This window comes from Rivularia sp. UHCC 0363, assembly GCF_034931125.1.
In the GTDB taxonomy this organism is placed as follows: Bacteria; Cyanobacteriota; Cyanobacteriia; order Cyanobacteriales; family Nostocaceae; genus Rivularia.
Window position 1 is genome coordinate 14,946 of sequence record NZ_JAYGHM010000082.1, and the last position, 19,126, is coordinate 34,071.

17 protein-coding genes are annotated in these 19,126 nt (G+C 38.4%); 10 read left to right on the plus strand and 7 right to left on the minus strand.

Going from position 1 to position 19,126, the window contains the following annotated elements:
* The 3 genes from VB797_RS30455 to VB797_RS30465 form a co-directional block, all read right to left on the minus strand.
* On the minus strand, nt 1-466 hold a 466-nt coding region (locus VB797_RS30455), incomplete at its 3' end, for an REP-associated tyrosine transposase (RefSeq protein ID WP_323241516.1).
* A 380-nt stretch (nt 467-846) separates the two neighbouring features.
* Nucleotides 847-2,652: an aspartate kinase gene (locus VB797_RS30460; protein WP_323241517.1), complete on the minus strand. Its 1,806-nt coding sequence runs from the start codon at nt 2,650-2,652 to the stop codon at nt 847-849.
* Nucleotides 2,653-2,804: 152 nt separating this feature from the next.
* Nucleotides 2,805-3,524 carry a response regulator transcription factor gene (locus VB797_RS30465; RefSeq protein ID WP_323241518.1) on the minus strand — a complete coding sequence of 240 codons (720 nt, stop codon included), beginning with the start codon at nt 3,522-3,524 and terminating at the stop codon, nt 2,805-2,807.
* A gap of 329 nt (nt 3,525-3,853) precedes the next feature.
* On the opposite strand from VB797_RS30465, the gene VB797_RS30470 reads away from it, so the two are divergent.
* The 10 genes from VB797_RS30470 to VB797_RS30515 all read left to right on the plus strand — a co-directional run bounded on the left by VB797_RS30470 (nt 3,854) and on the right by VB797_RS30515 (nt 16,610).
* The gene (locus tag VB797_RS30470; RefSeq protein WP_323241519.1) at nt 3,854-6,262 is read left to right on the plus strand and encodes a PAS domain S-box protein; all 2,409 of its coding nucleotides are present in this window, start codon (nt 3,854-3,856) and stop codon (nt 6,260-6,262) included.
* A gap of 9 nt (nt 6,263-6,271) precedes the next feature.
* The gene (locus VB797_RS30475) at nt 6,272-8,071 is read left to right on the plus strand and encodes a CHASE3 domain-containing protein (RefSeq protein WP_323241520.1); all 1,800 of its coding nucleotides are present in this window, start codon (nt 6,272-6,274) and stop codon (nt 8,069-8,071) included.
* A gap of 175 nt (nt 8,072-8,246) precedes the next feature.
* Nucleotides 8,247-8,687 carry a response regulator gene (locus VB797_RS30480; RefSeq protein WP_323241521.1) on the plus strand — a complete coding sequence of 147 codons (441 nt, stop codon included), beginning with the start codon at nt 8,247-8,249 and terminating at the stop codon, nt 8,685-8,687.
* Nucleotides 8,688-9,049: 362 nt separating this feature from the next.
* A complete protein-coding gene (locus VB797_RS30485; RefSeq protein WP_323241522.1) occupies nt 9,050-10,261 on the plus strand; it encodes a hybrid sensor histidine kinase/response regulator in 1,212 nt (403 codons plus the stop codon).
* A gap of 144 nt (nt 10,262-10,405) precedes the next feature.
* The gene (locus VB797_RS30490) at nt 10,406-11,515 is read left to right on the plus strand and encodes a hybrid sensor histidine kinase/response regulator (RefSeq protein ID WP_323241523.1); all 1,110 of its coding nucleotides are present in this window, start codon (nt 10,406-10,408) and stop codon (nt 11,513-11,515) included.
* Nucleotides 11,516-11,645: 130 nt separating this feature from the next.
* Entirely contained in the window at nt 11,646-12,983 is a 1,338-nt protein-coding gene (locus VB797_RS30495; protein WP_416350956.1) for a cytochrome P450, read from the plus strand.
* Between the two features lie 11 nt (nt 12,984-12,994).
* Nucleotides 12,995-14,323: a hypothetical protein gene (locus tag VB797_RS30500; RefSeq protein ID WP_323241525.1), complete on the plus strand. Its 1,329-nt coding sequence runs from the start codon at nt 12,995-12,997 to the stop codon at nt 14,321-14,323.
* Nucleotides 14,324-14,597: 274 nt separating this feature from the next.
* Complete coding sequence (locus tag VB797_RS30505) at nt 14,598-14,873, plus strand: GlsB/YeaQ/YmgE family stress response membrane protein (RefSeq protein WP_323241526.1); 276 nt, start codon at nt 14,598-14,600, stop codon at nt 14,871-14,873.
* Nucleotides 14,874-15,060: 187 nt separating this feature from the next.
* A complete protein-coding gene (locus VB797_RS30510; protein ID WP_323241527.1) occupies nt 15,061-15,399 on the plus strand; it encodes a hypothetical protein in 339 nt (112 codons plus the stop codon).
* A gap of 626 nt (nt 15,400-16,025) precedes the next feature.
* On the plus strand, nt 16,026-16,610 hold the full coding sequence (locus VB797_RS30515) for a hypothetical protein (RefSeq protein WP_323241528.1): 585 nt from the start codon (nt 16,026-16,028) through the stop codon (nt 16,608-16,610).
* A 116-nt stretch (nt 16,611-16,726) separates the two neighbouring features.
* Here the strand turns inward: VB797_RS30515 and psb35 are convergent, their stop codons facing one another.
* The 4 genes from psb35 to VB797_RS30535 all read right to left on the minus strand — a co-directional run bounded on the left by psb35 (nt 16,727) and on the right by VB797_RS30535 (nt 18,987).
* Nucleotides 16,727-16,882, minus strand: a complete 156-nt coding sequence (gene psb35 / locus VB797_RS30520) for a photosystem II assembly protein Psb35 (RefSeq protein WP_416350957.1) — start codon at nt 16,880-16,882, stop codon at nt 16,727-16,729.
* A 367-nt stretch (nt 16,883-17,249) separates the two neighbouring features.
* Nucleotides 17,250-17,432 (minus strand): CsbD family protein, encoded by a 183-nt coding sequence (locus VB797_RS30525; protein ID WP_323241529.1) that lies wholly within the window; start codon nt 17,430-17,432, stop codon nt 17,250-17,252.
* A 214-nt stretch (nt 17,433-17,646) separates the two neighbouring features.
* Entirely contained in the window at nt 17,647-18,453 is an 807-nt protein-coding gene (locus VB797_RS30530) for a glucose 1-dehydrogenase (RefSeq protein ID WP_323241530.1), read from the minus strand.
* Nucleotides 18,454-18,756: 303 nt separating this feature from the next.
* On the minus strand, nt 18,757-18,987 hold the full coding sequence (locus VB797_RS30535; protein ID WP_323241531.1) for a hypothetical protein: 231 nt from the start codon (nt 18,985-18,987) through the stop codon (nt 18,757-18,759).
* Nucleotides 18,988-19,126 lie beyond the last annotated feature (139 nt).

The following is a 19,126-nucleotide window of genomic DNA, read 5'->3' on the forward strand; positions in this document are numbered from 1 at the left end:
GCCAGTGAGCAGGGTCATCTATATAACCACGCCTGACCGGGTTATTATGTATATATTCCAACTTTTGTATCAGCATTTTTTCGCTTATTAATGCTTGTGGATGCGAACCTTCTTGCCATAATTGATAATCTTGATTATTCTTATGCAATGCTTTGTGAAACTTTAATTGTTTAAGTAAATATTCTTTTTTACTATCCTTTAAACTATCAATTATTGAACGAGCAGTAAATGATTTAAAAGCTGCTATTTCCTTTGAAATATTTTCTGCTGAAGCGATTAAATGAAGGTGATTTTCCATAATTATATAAGCGTGCAAAGCTAAACGCTCATTACTGGAAAGAAAGTCTAAGGATTTGATAATTATCTGGGCAAATTCTGGCTGACTAAATAGAGGAATCCAGTTGACAACGGTGCAGGTAAGAAACTGTGGATAATCTTCGATAAATTTATAACGAGAGCGTCCCATAAAGTAATGTAAAATATTTATATTAACTAGGCTTTACCTAATTAATATTGTTCCCAGTCTTCGACTAAAAACTAAATATTGCCCTCATTTTTCTCTTCTCTCCGATCTCGTTCCCAGTCTCTCTCTCGTTCCCAGCCTCCGGCTGGGAATGCCTTGCAGGAGGCTCCGCCTCCGGTGTATAAAAAGAAGGCAGAGCCTTCCAGAATGCGTTCCCAGCCAGAGACTGGGAACGAGTTGGAATAGCCAGAGACTGGGAACGAGTTGGAATGCGTTCCCAGCCAGAGACTGGGAACGAGTTGGAATAGCCAGAGACTGGGAACGAGTTGGAATAGCCAGAGACTGGGAACGAGTTAGACTGGGAAAGAGTTGATCGTTGCTAACTACGTTGGTATGACAAACTTTTCTGCTCCCCCCAGTTCAAATGCTGTATGGATTGCTTTTAAGGCTTTGACTCCTTCAGGCTCCGCGACTACACAGCTAATTTTAATTTCTGAGGTGGTAATCATTTGAATGTTGATTTGTTCTTGGGATAGGGCTGCAAACATTTTCGCTGCAACTCCTGGCTGTCCTACCATTCCCGCTCCAACTATGCTGACTTTGGCGATTTCCATATCCAGCACTACTTCACCCCAACCGCATTCGACTGCTGCTTTTTGCAATAATTCTTGAGCGGCTCGTGCTTCTACTCTGGCTACTGTAAAGGCAATATCCCGTGTGGGAACTCCTTTGATGACATGACAGCGCTGGGATTGAATAATCATGTCAACGCTGATGTTATGTTCTGCTAAGGTTCCGAAAATGTTCCCTGCCATTCCCGGTAAATCTGGAACCCGACGAATCCCCAACCGCGCTTGTTTCATGTCCAGGGCTACTCCTCTGACTGGAGGGGAAGAGGGGGGGAGGGGCAGGGGAGAGGAGGGGGAATCTTCTATATCAAATGTTTCTCGCAGTGCGGTTACGGCTTTTTCACAATCCACGCTGTCAATGACGCAACTAACTTTGACTTCGCTCGTCGAAATCATCTTGATGTTAACTCCCTTACGCGCTAAGGTGGCGAACATTTCCGCTGCTACACCCGGACGACCAATCATTCCCGCACCGACTATACTTACTTTGGCAATCTGCTGCTGTATCATAACTTCGGCTTGTTCAACTTCTTCATTGTTGTTAGCTCGGAGTGCTGGCGCGATCGCAACTGCAACTGCTTCGGCTTTTTTTAATATCGGTGTCATTACGGTGAAGGCTATGTCGTTTGTATTACCTTCGTGTATGGACTGAATAATTAAATCTACGTCTACTTTCTGACGCGCAATTTCGCCGAATAGCCTTGCTGCTACCCCTGGTTTATCGGGTACGCGCAATAAAGAGACTTTAGCTTGATTAGTATCAAATTCAACATCATCAACGGGTCGCGCTATTTCTAAATTAGTTAGCGATCGCGGTTTTGGGGGGGGTGAATCAACGATAGTACCGGGGTCGTCTGTCCAACTGGAACGCACCACCAAACGCACACCATAATTACGGGCTATTTCTACAGCGCGGGGATGCAGCACTTTTGCTCCCAAGGAAGCCAATTCCAACATTTCATCGCTGGTAATTTGTTCCATCAATCGCGCTTCTGGAACCAAACGGGGGTCTGTAGTTAATATCCCCGGTACGTCTGTATAAATTTCACATTTTTCTGCATTCAAGGCAGCGGCGATCGCCACCGCTGAAGTGTCGGAGCCGCCGCGTCCCAAGGTGGTAATTTCGATTTCTTCTGTGCTGCTCATCCCCTGGAAACCAGCAACTACAACGACCAGACCTTCTAACAAACATTTCTCGATGCGTTGAGTAGCAATATGTAAAATCCGAGCGCGGGTGTGTTCGGCTTCAGTAACAATTCCCACCTGTACCCCCGTTAAAGAAACCGCTGGCTGTCCGATTTCCTGCAATGCCATACTTAGTAAAGCAATAGATACCTGCTCCCCAGTAGAAAGCAACATATCCATTTCTCGTCTTGAAGGGTTAGGAGAAATTTCAGAGGCAAGTTTCACAAGTCCATCAGTCGATTTACCCATTGCCGAAACTACCACAACCAGCGAATTTCCAGCCTTAACCGTTTCACAAACGCGCTTTGCTACCGCTTGAATGCGTTCAACTGAACCGACAGAAGAACCACCGTATTTTTGAACTACGAGCGCCATAATAATTTTACGGGATGTATGGGGGATGGGGATGGGGGGACAAGGGGATGGGGGGACAAGGGGATGGGGGGATGGGGGGGAGGAATAATTTATAACTCCTAACTCCTAACTCCTAACTCCTAACTCATAACTTATAACTCCTAACTCCCAACTTACTGCACGATACCCGATCGCAATGCACGAACTGCTGCTTGGGTGCGATCGTCAACGCAAAGTTTGCTGAGAATTCCTCGGACATGGGTTTTGACTGTGCCGATTGTTAAGTATAGTCTTTTAGCAATTTCTGCATTGTCGCATCCAGAAACTATTAGTTCTAATACTTCCAATTCTCGTTTGGTCAAGGGATAAGTTTCTATAACTTTTTCAACTTCTGCATCTACCGCTTGAATTGCTACAGTTTTTGCATCTGCACCTGCTTTCCCTTGAGCTGCTTCTTGACGTACTTGTCGGAGTACAATATCTGCAATGGTTGGGTCAATCCAAGAACTACTTGCAGCGGTCGCTTCTACTGCTTCTACTAATTTTTCGCTTTCAATATCTTTCATGCAGTAAGAATCAGCACCAGCACCAAAAGCTGCTAATACGGCTTCATCGCTGTTTTGCATGGTTAAAACTAATAGCTTTGTATCTTCGTTCTGAATCTCTGCTTGATATTGCCGAAATCTTCGCGTTAATTCAATCCCATCTATATCGGGTAAACCAAGGTCGATGGTAGCAACATCCGGTTTTAAACTCTTGAGCAGATTTAAACCATCTGTTCCGTTCGCAGCTTCACCAACAATTTTAATTGTTTCGCGTGTTTCCAAAGCCGCTCGTAGCCCAATTCTGGTCAAGTTATGGTCTTCAATTACAACTACTCTAATTTCATTCATATCAAGCAACCTTTACCCATATTATTTAAAACCCTATTTAACATAGCAGAGCTATTCTACAAAAAACTTTATGTTTATTTTATTAAATACATTTACACCTATCGTCAAATCATCACAAGTCTTATGTTTACAAATAGTTATAAATTCAATTTTTTTATTTCATCCCCACGATAGATACATATATATTAAATAACTGGACTACAGAAGCTATGAAAAACAATATTTAAACAACTATATATAGATAAAGGTTAAAGGTCAAAAGTCAAAAGTTCAAAATTTTTAACTCCTAATGCCTAATGCCCTATGCCCCATGCTCCATGTCCTTAGCTATGAATCAAAATCGTTATCCTGCTGAAAATAATCTTACCACCCAAACTGATGCTCGGTTGGGGCGAATTATGCAGGCGATCGCGCAGGTTATTTGGTGTGCAAATGCAGATGGGCAGGCTACCTATTTTAATCAACAATGGTACCAATTAACTGGATTGGATGAAAATCAATCTTTGGGTTTAAATTTTCTGCAAGCAGTTGACCCACAACAACGCAATCGGGTTGCTGAGTCTTGGTTGTCGGCGATTCAAGCACGGCGAATATGGAAAGATGAATTTAGAATTATACATCAAGATAATCAAGCTTATTGGTATGCAGCTTCTGCTCAGCCTTATTTTGATGAACATAGACAAATAATTGAGTGGGTAGCGGTTTGTCATAATATTGACGAAGCAAAACGCAAAGATGCTGAATTAGAAGAACATAAAGAATTTCTCAAAATTTTGCTTTCTGAGTATCACGATGGTGTAGTTGCTTGCGATCAAAATGCGATCGCTTCAAAACAGCAATCAAATCAAGAAGCAAATTTAGAAGTTGAAAAATACTTTGAAAGGCTAACTTTAGCCTTAGATGCGGCTAAAATGGGTTCTTGGCATTGGGATTCATTTACGAATAAAAATATATGGACTCCCTACCACGATGTTATTTTTGGTTACGAACCGAGTAATGGAGAACGTACCTATGAAGATTGGTCTGCTCGCATTCATCCGGATGATTTACCTTTAGCTGAAGCTGCTTGGAAAATTGCTTTACGAGAGCATCAAGATTATGTTTGCGAGTATCGGATAGTTTTACCCGATGGTGTTGTGCGTTGGGTTGAATCCTACGGTCGCTATTATTATGATGACACGGGTCAAGCTTTGCGGATGGCTGGAACTGTTACCGATATTACTAATCGCAAAAAACAGCAGCAGGCTTTACAGGAGAGCGAACGTCGCTACAGTACTTTAGCTCAAATTTCTCCAGTTGGTATTTTTAGTTATGACACATCCGCCAATTTATCTTACGTAAATCAACGCTGGTGCGAGATTACGGGGTATAGTTTTGAACAGGTAGTTCATCAAGGATGGCGCGAAATAATTCATCCTGAAGATAAAGCGCGAGTCGAAGCAGAGGTAGAGCGGACAATAAAACAGCAAATACCCCTTGAATGCGAGTTTCGCTTTCAGCGTCCCGATCAATCTATAGTTTGGGTATTCGTTCAATCTGTACCGGAGATCAATGCGGATCGAGTGATTAGTTATGTCGGTACAGCTACAGATATTACTCAACGTAAACAATCAGAATCAGCGCTACAAGAAAGTGAAAAACGGTTCCGTTCAACGTTTGAACAAGCAGCAGTGGGTATTGCTCATGCAGATTTGAGTGGTAAATTTATCCGGGTGAATCAGAAGCTATGCGATATTTTGAGTTATAGTCGCGAGGAGCTTTTACAACTAAGATTTCACGAAATTACTTATCAAGACGATCTAGAAAGCGATTTAAAACAGGTTCGCGATTTACTTGCGGATCGAACCGAAAATTTCTCGATGGACAAGCGCTACGTTTGTAAAAATGGTTCCATCATTTGGGTAGAGATGACGGTTTCTTTTGTGCGTCGAGCGAACGGTTCACCAGAATATTTTCTCGGTGTGATTCAAGATATAAGCCAGCGTAAACAAGCGGAAACTCAAATGCAACTGCGATCGCAGGAGCTAGAGCAATTAAATATATTATTAACTCAAACTACGGCACAATTAAGAAAGCGTAATTCGGAATTGGATCAATTTGCTTATGTTGCATCCCACGATTTAAAAGCACCCTTAAGAGCGATCGCTAATCTTTCCCAATGGTTGGAGGATGATTTATCGGAGGTGTTAGAAGTTGAAAATCGTCATCATTTGGAATTATTGCGTCAGCGAGTCTACCGGATGGAAGCTTTAATTGATGGGTTGCTGCAATATTCTCGTATCGGACGTGTTGACGTTGCGGAAGAAATGGTCGATGTGGGGATGCTTTTAGAGGAAATAATTGAAAACCTTGCTCCACCAGAAAATTTTACCATCGAAGTAAAACATCCGATGCCGATCTTAAATACGAAAGGTATCATGTTAAAGCGAGTATTAATCAATTTAATTGACAATGCGATTACTCATCATCATGGTTCGTCAGGTCACATAAATATTTCTGTAGAAGAAAAAGCCGGATATTATGAATTCGCGATATCTGATGATGGTCCGGGGATTTCTCCTCAATATCACGATAAAATATTTGTAATTTTCCAAACTTTACAAGCCCGCGATCGCAAAGAAGGTACTGGAGTCGGTTTATCGATTGTGAAAAAAATTCTTGAAGGTGAAGGAGCTACAATTACTGTGGATTCTGATGTTGGGAAAGGCGCAACTTTTTGTTTTACTTGGCATAAATAATTATGGATAATGCCCCAACTTAATTTATTTACAAAAACTACTAACATTTGGCACTCTTTACCAGTCCGCTATCGGGGTGCAATTATCGTCGCGCTTCCTTTTTCTTGCTTGATTGTAACTTTAATTGCTTCTGGGTGGTCAAGACAAAATGCGATCGCAACTTATCAGCAGATTGACCATACAAAAACGGTACTTTTAGATAGCAATAGATTACTAAAAATTTTATTAGATGCGGAAACAGGAACTCGCGGCTATATAATTTCTCGCAATCCGACATTTTTACAACCCTACAATCAAGCACGTCTAGAATTACCAAAGATTATCAATCGGTTAAATAAAAACTTACCCGATGATGCTCAAGGGAAAAAATTTAAACAGATCGAAGACTTAGCCCAGAAAAATATTGATATTTTAGATCAAAGAATCAAAAAGCTTGAACAAACACAAAGCAACACAATACCATCAGCAGATGATTTGCTTTATCAAGGTAAAAACCTCATGGATACAATTCGCGAGGTAATTGACGTTTTCCAGGAAGAAGAATTACATCAGCTAGATATCTATCGTCAAAATTTAGACAATATTCGCGATAAAAATACTAATATACTATGGTTTACGGTTACGATTAGTATCTCAAGCTATGTCGGAGCAATTTATTTATTCAGCAAGCTTGATTGGCAAATTGAAGGACAGCAATTACAAATCCAAGAAAAGAAAAGTCTGCTTAAAGGAATCATGGAGAATATAGTAGATGGAATTATTACTTTAGATAGATACAATCATATTGATAGTTTTAATCAAGCAGCAGTAACGATGTTTGGTTATCAACCTCAACAAGTAATGGGTAAAAATCTTAATTTATTGATTTATGATACACAAGAAACTGAAAAATCCCAACTTAATTTAAATATTTCTGCGACACATCAAGGTTTACCTATGTACGCTTTAGGTAATCGTCAAGTAGGGGAAAACTTTCCGGTTGAAATATCGATCAGCGACTTAGAAGACGGTAGCGGTAAGATGGTAATTATCCGCGATATTACCGAAAGACAACAAGTAAGACAAAAACTAGAAGCGAACGTTCAAGAATTATCCAGATTAAGTTTATTATTAGCAAATACTAATCAAGCTTTGACCGAACGTAATCAAGAATTAGACAGCTTTGCTTACATCGCTTCTCACGATTTAAAAGCACCTTTAAGAGGAATTGTCAATCTTTCTCAATGGTTGGAAGAAGATGCTAAAGATAATTTAGCACCGGAGAATCAAGAGCAACTCCAACTTTTAAGAAAACGAGTTTACCGTATGGAAACTTTGATTGATGGTTTGCTGCAATATTCGCGGGTAGGAAGAACTCAAACTTCATCGGAAAAAGTTGATGTTAGCGAACTGTTAGCAGAAATTACCGATTCGCTTAACCCTCCAGCAACGTTTAACATCGAAATTGCTCCCGAAATGCCGGTATTTATCACCAAAAAATTGCTTTTAAGTCAGGTATTTGCGAATTTAATTAGTAATGCGATTAAACATCATCCCCGCGATGATGGTAACTTAAAAATTTCCGTAGAAGACAGTGGGGAATTTTATCAGTTTATCGTTGCTGATGACGGTCGCGGTATTGACCCCAAAAATAACGATAAGGTTTTCACGATCTTTCAAACCCTCGAATCTCGCGATCGCAAGGAAAATACCGGCGTTGGTTTATCTATTGTCAAAAAAATTGTTGAGTCGGAGGGTGGTAAAATCAGCTTAGACTCCGAGTTTGGTAAAGGAGCAACCTTTCGTTTCACCTGGTTGAAAACAACTTAGAACAAAGGTAGAACAATAGTACTTCATCCGATAGGTATAGGCGATTTCAGATCGAATCCTCACTAATGGTCGGACACCGCCGTGCAACTATCAGTTTACAATTCATTAGAGTACAACTTTTAGAATGCTCTATTAATTTTTACATAGGCATTTAAAGGATTTATCGTAAATTACAATGCAGGAAAATGACAGAATAGTAAATGTCTTACTTGTGGAAGATGACGAAGTAGACATTATGAACGTCGAGCGAGCGTTCAAGAAGGCTCACATTAACAATCCACTGTATGTAGCTAGGAACGGAATCGAAGCGCTGACGATGTTGCGGGGAGAGAATCAACAAGTTTCCCAAGTACCCAATGAGCGACGTTTGATTTTGCTTGATATTAATATGCCTAAAATGAGCGGTTTGGAATTTCTACAAGCCTTGCGTGCGGATAAAAATTTAAAATTAACCCCAGTTGTGATGCTGACAACATCCAACCAGGATCGAGACATGATCGAAGCTTTCGATTTGAATGTCGCTGGTTATCTATTAAAGCCAGTAACTTTTTCCAAGTTTGTCGATTTAATGGCAACTCTTAATAGATATTGGTCTTCGTCTGAAATGCCTAATTAACTAAAATGTACATTAGGAAATTTTCAGATGTTAAAAATCATAAATTATTATGCTTTCTATTAAAAAAACATACCCATTTATTAAGTAGATTATCCTGTAGAAGTTTGATTAACTTTAGTATATAAATATGTAATAGCTAACAAAAAATCGCCAATATATTTAAGATAATAAACTCATATAACAAATAAATCAGGACTTACGCGATTGTCACAAGACTCGGATGGTGCCGTACACTCACCGTCTTATTACTAGGTTGATAATTAGTCTGTGTACTAGCACCCTACAAAAAAATGTGCCAGTTGCGTAAGTCCTATAAATAAAGGAAATATCATACCTTTTTAGCTTGTTGCTTTTTCAAGTCTATGGAAGAAAATCTGAAAATTTTAATTGTCGATGATGATGAAGTAGACCGCATGGCTGTTAGTCGTGCTTTGAAAACAGCAGGTATCAAAATGAAGCTGTTTGAAGCAAGCGACTATTTAGCAGCTGTTGAAATCCTAGCAGAAAATGACTTTGACTGTATTTTTGTCGATTACCTTTTACCGGGGAAAGATGGATTAGCTTTGGTGCAAGAAATCCGAAATTCCGGTTCTAAAGTGCCGTTGATAGTTTTAACCGGACAGGGAGACGAACAAACTGCGGTAGACTTAATGAAAGCAGGTGCTTCCGACTATATTACTAAGTCAAGAATTACTCCGGATTTACTCAGCGCAACTTTGAGAAATGTGATTCGTGTCTATGAAGTGGAAGCACGAATAGAGTTATTTAATCAACAGTTACGAGAAAGTAACGAACTGTTGAAGAAGAAAAATAAGGAATTAGAAGAAAAGAAAGAACAAATTCACGTACAAAATTTAAAATTATTAGAAGCTTCAGAGATTAAATCAAAATTTTTAGCCACAATGTCGCACGAATTGCGAACTCCTTTGAATGCGATTATGGCATTTTCACAAATGTTACAGCGTAAAAACAAAGGTAATTTTTCTGATGCTCAAGTAGATATGATCGAACGCATTCATAATAACGGTAAAAATTTACTGGTTTTGATTAGCGATATCCTTGACTTATCTAAAATCGAAGCAGGGGGTTTAGAATTACATCCTGAAGAATTCGATTTATCTCAGTTAATTAATACGACTGTCGATGAACTACGCTCTTTAAAAGTCAATAAAAAATTAGATTTAAAAATTAAAAATAATCTCCAGAATACTAAGGTATTTAATGATAAGACCCGCGTTCGTCAGGTTTTAGTAAACTTGATTTCCAATGCGATTAAATTTACCGATCAAGGAATGGTTTCCATCCAAGCAAAGGAAATATCAGATACTCACCTTGGGATTGTTATTGAAGATACGGGTATTGGGATTTCTGCAAGTGATATTAAACATATTTTTGAACCATTTCGGCAGATTAATCAATCAATTTCGCGTAAATATGCCGGTACGGGATTGGGTTTAGCAATTACCGAATCTTTAATCAAAATGATGGATGGTCGCATTTTAGTTGACAGCGAAGTTGACAAAGGTTCGACGTTCATAGTGGAATTACCGCGCTATATTAAAGTAGAGGAATAGGAACTAGGGAATAGGGAATAGGGTACAGAAAAAAATATTAGTTAAAGTAACTTAAAATTTCATAATATATATAAAGTATTTTAAACTTTATAAAAGCAAAAAAATATGAGGGTGAGAATTACCCATTTTTAGGTAGAAAATATTATGTCCGATCGCAAACGAGAAAAAAAAGACCGCATCTTAGTAGTTGACGATATTTTTGATAACTTATTAGTCATCGAAACTATTTTGGAAGATGAAGGATATGAAATTGAAGTTCATGAAGATAGTAAAATAGCTTTGGCGATCGTGGAAGAATCTCCACCAGATTTGATTCTTTTAGATGTAATGATGCCGGAAATGGATGGTTATGAATTTACCCGTCGTATTCGTCAAAATCAACAGTTACCATTTATTCCTATTTTATTGATTACGGCTTACGATAGCATCAGCGTTGTGGAAGGATTAGATGCGGGTGCAGATGATTTTATTCACAAACCAGTCGATGCTGATGAGCTTCAAGCGCGAGTACGTAGCCTATTACGTCTCAAACACAGTATAGATGAACGCGACCATATGGCAAGTTTGCGTCAAGATTTTGTTTCCCGCTTCACCCACGACCTGAGAACACCTTTAGCTGCTTCCAATCGCATTTTAAAGTTATTGCGTGAAGGGAGATTTTTTGAAGTATCTCCACCAGTTGAGCAGATATTCAGCACCATGATTACTAGCAACGATGACTTGCTACACATGGTAAATAGTTTGCTCGAAGTTTATCGTTATGAAGCTGATTGCAAACAAATTAACCTCGATAAAATTAATATTTCCGATTTAGTCCGCGATGTCGTTCAAGAATTAACTCCTTTAGCTGAAGAAAAAGGATTAACCCTAAAGTTAAATTTACAAGATGAAAATCCACAAGAGACTGGATCTAATATTGTTGCTGACAGAATAGAAATCAAACGAGTCTTGACTAATCTAATCGGAAATGCAATTAAATTTACCAGTCAGGGATTTATCGAAATTAGTTTACAGCTAGATTCACAAACAGCAGAAATTAAAATCAAAGATACAGGAACCGGAATTTCACCAGAAGAACAAACAATATTATTCGAGAGATTTCGACCGGGTAAACACAAAAATTCCGGTAGCGGTTTGGGGTTATATTTATCTCGTTGTATTATCGAAGCACATGAAGGCTCTATTAATGTAGAATCCGAACCAGATAATGGAAGTTTATTTACAATTAGTTTGCCAGTAAACAGCGAACAGTAATACATCTGTTCACGTCCCTATTTCCCATTCTAATACTAAAGATGTAAGTTAAGAATGATAAGCAAAAGAACAAATATATTTACAGTCATTGTTAAATTATTATTAACTGATAGCTGTTCATTGATCGTTGATTATGAAAGATATATTTGAACTTGATGCTCCGAAAGGAAGTTCTATTGCGGGTCACTTACTGGATTTGGGAAACCATCCTTTAGAGTTTTTAACAGATTGCGGTCGCAATTATGGAGATATTATTCCTTTACAGTTGGGATTAACTCCTGCTTGTTTGATTGTTAATCCCGATTATATTGAACAGGTTCTCAAGGAACGCAATTCGTTTATTAAAAGTAGAGGATTTCGCGCTCTAAAAACTTTGCTGGGTGAAGGTTTACTGACTAATGAAGGGGAATCTTGGTTTCGTCAACGTCGATTAGTACAACCCGTTTTCCACCAAAAACAAATTAATGGTTACGGAACGGTGATGGTGGAATACAGTGAAGCAACGAGTGACTGGGTTGATGGGGAAATCCGCGACGTTCACGCTGATATGATGAGCTTAACTCTCAAAATTGTGATGAAGTGCATTTTTGACCAAGATGTCAGCGAGGGAGAAGCGAAAGATGTCGCTAATGCATTAGATGTAGCGATGAATTGGTTTGAAAGCAAGCGTAAGCAGAATTTTTTGATTTGGGAATGGTTCCCCAGACCGGAAAATATCCGCTATCGCAATGCTATTCAAAAAATGAATGAAAGTATTTACAGTCTGATTCAGCAAAAACGCCATAATAACGAAAATGGTACAGATTTACTGTCAATGTTGATGCAAGCACGGGATGAAGATGATAACTCCCAAATGAGCGATCGCCAATTGCGCGATGAAGTAGCTACTTTGATGCTAGCAGGTCACGAAACTACTGCCAATGCTTTATCTTGGACGTGGATGCTTTTGGCTCAACATCCCCAGGTTGAAGCTAAATTACAGGATGAGTTAAAAACCGTTTTGGATGGACGTTTACCGACTATTGAAGATTTACCGCGTTTACAATACGCCAATATGGTAATCAAAGAGTCGATGCGATTGTATCCCCCGGTATCGATTTTTGGACGCGAAGCTGTGGAAGATTACCAGCTTGATGGTTATCAAATTCCTGCTGGATGTGTGGTGATGATCAGTCAGTGGGTAATGCATCGTCATCCTAAATATTTTGAGAATTCGGAAGAATTTATCCCCGAACGTTGGGATGATTTAGAAAAACGCTTACCCAGAGGTGTTTATATACCTTTTGGTGATGGCCCACGCATTTGTATTGGTAAGGGTTTTGCGATGATGGAAGCAGTATTAATACTTGCTACTATTGCTCAAAAGTATAAACTAAATCTTGTCCCAGACCATGCGATCGTTCCTCAACCTTCGATAACTTTGCGACCCGAACATGGTATTAAGGTAGAAATCACAAAGCGCAATTAAGGTGTAGGACTGTGGACGCAATTTTATCAACGGCTAAAGAGTTACATTCAGAATTACTAGATTTTGTTTTAGAAGCTGAAGACGATTTAGCCGTATCTTTAGAAGCTTTTAGCGCAAAACAATTAGCGAATTTTTCCGAATCCCAATATACGGGTGCGGTTCAGAATGAAATGGTGCTGAATATGTTTCTGACTGAAGGTAAGGTCGGAGACAAGCAACCAATCGATCTATTTTTGCAATCCCACCCCGATTTATCTCCCGAACAGCGAGATATTGTTCATAATTTTCAGCGCAGTTTTGCTGGTTTATTTGTAGTTAACCAAATTTTTGATGATGGTTTTGAATTGACAAACTGGTTAACAGAAAAACAATATGTGATTAAAATTAGCGAGCAAGAACAACAATTAAAACGTGCAAAAGTTGCAGAAATCTTATTAGGACGAATTGCACCAGTAAACGATCAATACTGGATGTTTTCTTCTCCAGTTACCATCATGGGTCGGTTGGGTAAACCAAAATTAGCTGTAGCAATTGGCAATTTTAAGAACAATTACCAAAATTATTTATACGGTGATGCTCCGGAATTACTTGAGGAAGCATGGCTTTCTGTGGAAAAATACCACCAAGGGTTTATTGACTTTTTCAACAGTGATGAAATAACTTTGCCGGGATATCAATTAGAACAAAAGCTCAGCGAACTTCAAGAACAAGTAACTCAAAGCAGATTAGCAGCAGCGGGGATCGATAGCTCCAAATCTCTTAAGGAAATGGCGCAAGAAAGCGGTATTACGGATGAAGAGATGGCGGAAGTTACTGAAGGAATGGGTATGGAAGCGAAAGCCGTTTCTCAGGTGTTGAACAGCAACAAAAGCCTTAAAATGGTCATGCCTAAAGTAGAATTACCTCCACACCTTAAAAAAGCCGAACAAGTTACTGTATTGAGCTTTCCTCGTTGGGGACAAATATTTTTAACAAACTATACTCAATTTAAGATGCTTTTAGATGGGAATATTGATCGCGAAATAAATGCAGATAAATTAGTACGGGAATATTTGGAATCTCCCGATATTAAAGCCTGTGTTTGGCAGCGTTTATCAGCAGAATACCCCGAACAATTAGAAAAACTCTTACAGCAAGTCTTAAATCGACCGGAATTTGATTTAAAGCAAGATTATACTAACTTGTTAAGTGAATTTAACAAAAGTTTAAATCCAGTATTACCAGAAGTTGCTAGCGTTCCAATACATCTACATAACCTGTTCCAAGAAGCATTATCAGAAGTCAAGGGAAAGGGTAATAAGAAAGGTAAAACTAAGTCTAAAGGAGGATTCGCTTCTTGAGTTCAGACAATAAATATTTGTGTGTTAATTCATACTTTGTATCTTAAATAAATACTTAAAACGCATTAGGAAGTTGATTCGATTGATTTCAACTTCATAATTCCATACTAATTTTCACAAAAGGATTATTTACATAGTTCGATATACTTAAGAACAAATTTCTATTCCTCTCGAATATCAATATTACTTCTCACTATAGATTTGCTTTCCAGTTGAAAATTGATAAATTAGGGATAAGAAAACAAACACAACTCTTGTTGAGGAGAACAGAATCATGGGTAACATAATTGCATGGATAGTTTTAGGTCTTATTGCTGGTGCGATCGCTAAAGCTATCTACCCCGGTCATCAAGGTGGTGGAATCCTCGCAACAATGGTTTTAGGTATAGTTGGTGCATTTGTTGGTGGAATGATCTTTACATTCTTAAATACTGGAAAATTAGCATTAGTTGCAAGCGCTGGTTTAAATATTGGTTCGATTATTGTAGCTATCATTGGTGCAATGGTTGCAATCTTCATCTGGGGTTTAGTTACCAGAAGTGCTGCATAATAAGTATAATGTAGAGATTCTCTTGGACCGCTGGAAAGTAGTTTAGAGGACGGGGATGCTATTAAATCTTAGTAAAGAACAATTAATCGCTTCTTAATTAATTGTCGTTCCCCTTGCCAAGAGAATCTATTCTTTTTTGTAAACCCCGCGATATCAGGGAAGTAAATCATAATTTAGGACTGTAAATATGGCTAATCAAGATAACAAACAACCTTTAACCCCCGAACAAGTTGATTTTGAACAAAAAGATCGACAAAAGCAAGAATTAAAAAATGCAGATAGTCCCCATGTGTTAAATCCTGGAGACAGAATTGATGAAAGCAAGTCTATAGATGAAAAAGCGCAGCAAGTAGCTGTAGATGCACCAGATATTACTGGAGATCACATTACTGTTCCTACTTACTTTGTCACAGAAGATAAAGAAACTGGGGAAGAAGAAGCATTACACCACGTCAAAGATGCTGAAGAGATTTCTGACGTAATTCGTCAAGCACGAGTAGATGAAGATGGCGATCGCAAATGGTAATAGAGCCTAATTTGGCTTTAACTGTAGAAATTATTAAGCACAAGTAGAACCCCAATTTATTTATGGGGTTTTCAAATGTTTGTGCAAAGTTAAGGCAACTCACTCAACCGAAAATTACAATATACATCGCTTCCTGCAATATAGCGGTTTTTATTTGAATAGAATACAAAATTAACCTCACCCTCATCCCCTTTCCTAGAATCAGGAGAGGGGAGCAATACGTCTGGGTGAGATTCCGCTAAATGTATTGCACTTAACCGAAAAGCGCCATAAATATTGATTTATCTCCTTTTTTCTCTCTTAGGGCTGATTTTAATCTTGCTCTTAGGGGTGAAGCATAAAGCAGGTCAAATCAAGTACTATAGAAGCAATCTGAAATACAAATTTAAAATCACTTTTGTAGATTAAAGGAGAAGAAAGTCAGTTTTTTAACTTCATCAAATTTTGATAATATTCAACTTTTTCATAACCCAATTTATAGTATTATGTTGAGCTACACTTGACTAATTCTTTCAAAGAAGTTTTTCTGCAAAAACGGCTTATTTACAGTTTTAGCATTGCTCTATTAGTGCGATATTTATTTGATTTAAATTAGTTTGCAAATTAACAGAGGATAAACAAACCACATGAACTTTCGACAACTAAAACTTGCTTGTTCCATTGCTAGCATCAGTGCAGCTATTTTTGCGGGTGGAGTAAAAGCTCAAGCACAAACCCCTCAAATCGAAGCACAACCCCAAAATAACCCAGCATACGTCCAGACTCCTGAAAAAGTCGCACAGTTTTCACCCGGTACAACCACTCGTTCCGGTCCTAGCTACATTGGAGTCGGTGGATTTATTGGATTCGATGACAATAGTACGTTGGGTGATAGTGCTTTTTCAGTAATTAGCAAAATCGGTTTGAGCAGAAACTTTTCCATACGTCCATCAGCTTTAATTAATGATGACGTTGTATTTTTAGTTCCTTTAACAATTGACTTTCCTGTTAATGACGTTGCAAATACAGGAACTCAAAGACTTAGTGTTGCACCTTATTTAGGTGCGGGGGTTTCAATCAATACTGATAATGATGCTGATGTTGGTTTCCTGCTTACCGGAGGAGTTGACGTTCCCGTTTCCGATAAAATTACCGCAACTGGAGGTGTTAACGTCGGCTTTTCTGGTGACACCAGTGTAGGATTACTTTTGGGTGTAGGGTACAACTTCTAAACACAGCTTAAAAGTCAAAGATGATCGGATTCTTTTGATTTTTTGTTGTTGATCAAACTAAACCCTGACTTATGTATTTTAAATATAGGTCGGGGTTTAATTTATATAAAAATATACTACAAGCCGGGGTGTTCTGACTTCTCAACATCTGGAACAATATCAGGACGTTCTTTATCTTCCCAACCTACAGGACGTTTGGAATTGTACCAAGCAATGGAGCCGATGGTAGTAGCTGCAATAAAGCCGACAACAACAATCCCTGTCAGAGACATATAGTAGTCAGAACCACCACCATAGGAGTTGTCGATTAGCTCTGCTAAAACGTAGTTAAAAGAAATATTCATCATGAAAGCCCAAGTTTGAACAACAAATTAGTTAATAAGCCAGATATATTTCAATCGGAAATTAGTAAAAATTCTCACACTTTTCGCTGTCACTTGTCAATCATTAATTTAGGTCATACTTTATAGGCTAATGCTAAGTTCCTATCAATCAAAAGGAAAAAAGCAGGACTATATAATAATTCAGGAGCTAGATAAAATTCTAACTCCTGAATTAAGAAAACTCAAATTTACCAAAAAAGTAGCACTAATCTATTTTAGAATTACTACAACCTTATCAAATCAAGCTTAATGAAAATTAGTCAATCGCTTTTTTGATGTTATCTTTAGCGTCTTCAACAGCGTGACGACCGGAAGCTTCAGCTTGCTTAGCTTTACCCTTTGCTTGGTCTTCGGGATCGCCTGTAACGTTACCCAATGCTTCTTGAGCTTTACCTTCGATGTTTTTAGCAGTTGCTTTTACTTTATCTTCTGCGCTCATAATTGACTCCTTTACTTTTTTATAATTAACCAAAAAAATTGGTCGTTATTGATTCGCTTCTTTCTTACTTATTTATATTAACTATTGACTTTTCCTTGTCCCTCTATCGTGAGAAACGTTTTTTTTAACTCAACTCTATCTATGTGGGTAATTCGGATGGAGTTGGGAGTTATAAAGTTAAGAGTTATAAATTAAACTTGAACTTTTGCTACAATTATGACCAAGGCTGACGAAAATCTGGATATAAGGTTAATCCACCATCGACAAATATAGTTTGTCCGGTGATGTAAGAGGCTTCCTCAGAAGCAAGAAACGCGACTACAGCAGCCATTTCTTCGGGGGTTCCGGTACGACGCATGGGGATGTGCTGCTCTACTTTGGCTTTTTCATCGGGTGAAGAAGCCCAAGGGTTGATGGGTAAAGCTGTAGCTCCTGGTGCAATGGAATTAATCCGGATACCTTTATCTGCATATTCTAAAGCCAGAGTCCGGGTCAAATTTTCCATACCTCCTTTACTCGCAGAATAAGCCGCGTAATAAGGTCTGGGAATGACTTCGTAGACGCTAGAATTATTGATAATTACACCACTGTGGCTTGTTTCTAGAAAATGCTTAATCGCTTCGCGGGAGCAAATATAAGTTCCTCTGAGATTAACGGCAATTATCCGGTCAAACTCAGAGATGTTTATTTCGTGAGAAGAAGCACCATTTGCGTGAATGCCAGCATTATTAATTAAAATGTCTATACCACCCAAACTATCTACAGTTTTAGAGAACATATTTACTACATCCTCTTCCTGAGATATATCAGCCTGAATTACCAGATGCTTAACACCGTGACTTTCGATTTGGAGGCTTGTTTGCTCCCTTAGCATCATTTCTTGGGTATCTTGTGAGGACGACTGCTCGTAATAATTTAAAGCAATATTTGCCCCTTCTTGAGCAAAACGGATCGCGATCGCTCTACCAATTCCTTTACCAGCACCCGCAATAATAACGTTCTTACCTTTCAAGTCTTTCATAAATCTTTGTATATGGGTTTACTTTCAAATACTTAACCCAAATTCAACGTAAGCTGTATCTATACAAATGCAATCAATCTACAGGTCTAGTTTCTACTTCAATACTTACAAAACGAGAATTTGTCATTGCCACCGAAACGTAGTATAAGGAAGTAATGACACAAAATTGCCCTCATTCTGGAAGAATGGGGCTACTCAAACAAAGCCTACCTGCGTAGGCTGAATTCGGCGCTTTATACAGAAACGGTGTAACTCCTCGCTTTTAGTTAACTATTTTCTGTCCCCTACTCCGTATACAAATAATTATTTACGATAAACTGCACGAAATAAACAATCAAGAACATCGGCTTGTTTAACTTGTTCTACTGCGCGAAAACCGATAATGTCTCCAACGTTGAGAATGATATTACCTTGGCGATCGCGAACAATCCTTTTGACTGGGTAGCCTAATATAGATGTAATTTGCTTATCTTCCCAAAAATGATTGTTTGATGTATCGTTTTTCCTATCACCAATATTTGGATTATTTTCCATTATCAACATTTCACTACCACTACAATTAAATCAATTTATATTTTTTGCTAATTTTTGCTAATTTTTGCTAATTTATATTTAAATACTTGTACCTTACTCAATTAAGCATTTGGTTAAGATAAGGAGTGAGTATAATTCG